Source organism: Streptomyces sp. WG7 (assembly GCF_049975785.1).
Classification (GTDB): domain Bacteria; phylum Actinomycetota; class Actinomycetes; order Streptomycetales; family Streptomycetaceae; genus Streptomyces.
On the sequence record NZ_JBNGGE010000118.1, the window covers coordinates 1 to 3,281 of the forward strand.

At 57.4% G+C, this 3,281-nt stretch carries 1 rRNA gene; it reads left to right on the plus strand.

The window, feature by feature from the left end:
- Positions 1-139 precede the first annotated feature (139 nt).
- Positions 140-3,259 (plus strand): 23S ribosomal RNA (locus ACP4J0_RS38250).
- Positions 3,260-3,281: the final 22 nt, after the last annotated feature.

The window sequence follows — 3,281 nt, forward strand, 5'->3', positions numbered from 1 at the left end:
CGGGCACGCTGTTGGGTGTCTGAGGGTACGGCCGTATGGCCTGCTTTCAGTGCCGGCCCCAGTGCACTCGAGCTGCTGGCTCGGGGTGATGGGTGGTTGGTCGTTGTTTGAGAACTGCACAGTGGACGCGAGCATCTGTGGCCAAGTTTTTAAGGGCGCACGGTGGATGCCTTGGCACCAGGAACCGATGAAGGACGTGGGAGGCCACGATAGTCCCCGGGGAGTCGTCAACCAGGCTTTGATCCGGGGGTTTCCGAATGGGGAAACCCGGCAGTCGTCATGGGCTGTCACCCGCTGCTGAACACATAGGCAGTGTGGAGGGAACGCGGGGAAGTGAAACATCTCAGTACCCGCAGGAAGAGAAAACAACCGTGATTCCGGGAGTAGTGGCGAGCGAAACCGGATGAGGCTAAACCGTATACGTGTGAGACCCGGCAGGGGTTGCGTGTGCGGGGTTGTGGGATCTCTCTTCTACGGTCTGCCGGCCGTGGGACGAGTCAGAAACCGTTGATGTAGGCGAAGGACATGCGAAAGGTCCGGCGTAGAGGGTAAGACCCCCGTAGTCGAAACATCAGCGGCTCGTTTGAGAGACACCCAAGTAGCACGGGGCCCGAGAAATCCCGTGTGAATCTGGCGGGACCACCCGCTAAGCCTAAATATTCCCTGGTGACCGATAGCGGATAGTACCGTGAGGGAATGGTGAAAAGTACCGCGGGAGCGGAGTGAAATAGTACCTGAAACCGTGTGCCTACAAGCCGTGGGAGCGTCGCGCAAGGACTTGTCCTTGCGTCGTGACTGCGTGCCTTTTGAAGAATGAGCCTGCGAGTTTGCGGTGTGTTGCGAGGTTAACCCGGGTGGGGAAGCCGTAGCGAAAGCGAGTCCGAATAGGGCGTTTTAGTAGCACGCTCAAGACCCGAAGCGGAGTGATCTAGCCATGGGCAGGTTGAAGCGGAGGTAAGACTTCGTGGAGGACCGAACCCACCAGGGTTGAAAACCTGGGGGATGACCTGTGGTTAGGGGTGAAAGGCCAATCAAACTCCGTGATAGCTGGTTCTCCCCGAAATGCATTTAGGTGCAGCGTCGTGTGTTTCTTGCCGGAGGTAGAGCACTGGATAGGCGATGGGCCCTACCGGGTTACTGACCTTAGCCAAACTCCGAATGCCGGTAAGTGAGAGCGCGGCAGTGAGACTGTGGGGGATAAGCTCCATGGTCGAGAGGGAAACAGCCCAGAGCATCGACTAAGGCCCCTAAGCGTACGCTAAGTGGGAAAGGATGTGGAGTCGCACAGACAACCAGGAGGTTGGCTTAGAAGCAGCCACCCTTGAAAGAGTGCGTAATAGCTCACTGGTCTAGTGATTCCGCGCCGACAATGTAGCGGGGCTCAAGCGTACCGCCGAAGTCGTGTCATTGCAGCAATACGGCCAACGCCGGCTGTGATGGGTAGGGGAGCGTCGTGTGCCGGGTGAAGCAGCCGCGGAAGCGAGTTGTGGACGGTTCACGAGTGAGAATGCAGGCATGAGTAGCGATACAAACGTGAGAAACGTTTGCGCCGATTGACTAAGGGTTCCTGGGTCAAGCTGATCTGCCCAGGGTAAGTCGGGACCTAAGGCGAGGCCGACAGGCGTAGTCGATGGATAACCGGTTGATATTCCGGTACCCGCTGTGAAGCGTCAAACATCGAGCATCGTGATGCTAAGGCCGTGAAGCCGTTCCGGACCCTTCGGGGAATGGAAAGTGGTGGAGCCGCCGAACCAAGCGGTTAGTAGGTGAGTGATGGGGTGACGCAGGAAGGTAGTCCATCCCGGGCGGTGGTTGTCCCGGGGTAAGGGTGTAGGCCGTGCGGTAGGTAAATCCGCCGCACATAAGGCTGAGACCTGATGCCGAGCCGATTGTGGTGAAGTGGATGATCCTATGCTGTCGAGAAAAGCCTCTAGCGAGTTTCATGGCGGCCCGTACCCTAAACCGACTCAGGTGGTCAGGTAGAGAATACCGAGGCGTTCGGGTGAACTATGGTTAAGGAACTCGGCAAAATGCCCCCGTAACTTCGGGAGAAGGGGGGCCATTTCTGGTGATCGGATTTACTCCGTGAGCTGGGGGTGGCCGCAGAGACCAGCGAGAAGCGACTGTTTACTAAAAACACAGGTCCGTGCGAAGCCGTAAGGCGATGTATACGGACTGACGCCTGCCCGGTGCTGGAACGTTAAGGGGACCGGTTAGCTCCATTTCGGTGGGGCGAAGCTGAGAACTTAAGCGCCAGTAAACGGCGGTGGTAACTATAACCATCCTAAGGTAGCGAAATTCCTTGTCGGGTAAGTTCCGACCTGCACGAATGGCGTAACGACTTCTCGACTGTCTCAACCATAGGCCCGGTGAAATTGCACTACGAGTAAAGATGCTCGTTTCGCGCAGCAGGACGGAAAGACCCCGGGACCTTTACTACAGTTTGATATTGGTGTTCGGTTCGGCTTGTGTAGGATAGCTGGGAGACTGTGAACTCTGGACGCCAGTTCAGGGGGAGTCGTCGTTGAAATACCAGTCTGGTCGTGCTGGATGTCTAACCTGGGTCCGTGATCCGGATCAGGGACAGTGTCTGATGGGTAGTTTAACTGGGGCGGTTGCCTCCTAAAGAGTAACGGAGGCGCCCAAAGGTTCCCTCAGCCTGGTTGGCAATCAGGTGTTGAGTGTAAGTGCACAAGGGAGCTTGACTGTGAGACCGACGGGTCGAGCAGGGACGAAAGTCGGGACTAGTGATCCGGCGGTGGCTTGTGGAAGCGCCGTCGCTCAACGGATAAAAGGTACCCCGGGGATAACAGGCTGATCTTCCCCAAGAGTCCATATCGACGGGATGGTTTGGCACCTCGATGTCGGCTCGTCGCATCCTGGGGCTGGAGTCGGTCCCAAGGGTTGGGCTGTTCGCCCATTAAAGCGGTACGCGAGCTGGGTTTAGAACGTCGTGAGACAGTTCGGTCCCTATCCGCTGTGCGCGTAGGAGTCTTGAGAAGGGCTGTCCCTAGTACGAGAGGACCGGGACGGACGAACCTCTGGTGTGCCAGTTGTCCTGCCAAGGGCATGGCTGGTTGGCTACGTTCGGGAGGGATAACCGCTGAAAGCATCTAAGCGGGAAGCCTGCTTCGAGATGAGGACTCCCACCCCCTTGAGGGGTTAAGGCTCCCAGTAGACGACTGGGTTGATAGGCCGGATCTGGAAGCACCGCAAGGTGTGGAGGTGACCGGTACTAATAGGCCGAGGGCTTGTCCTCAGTTGCTCGCGTCCACTGTGTT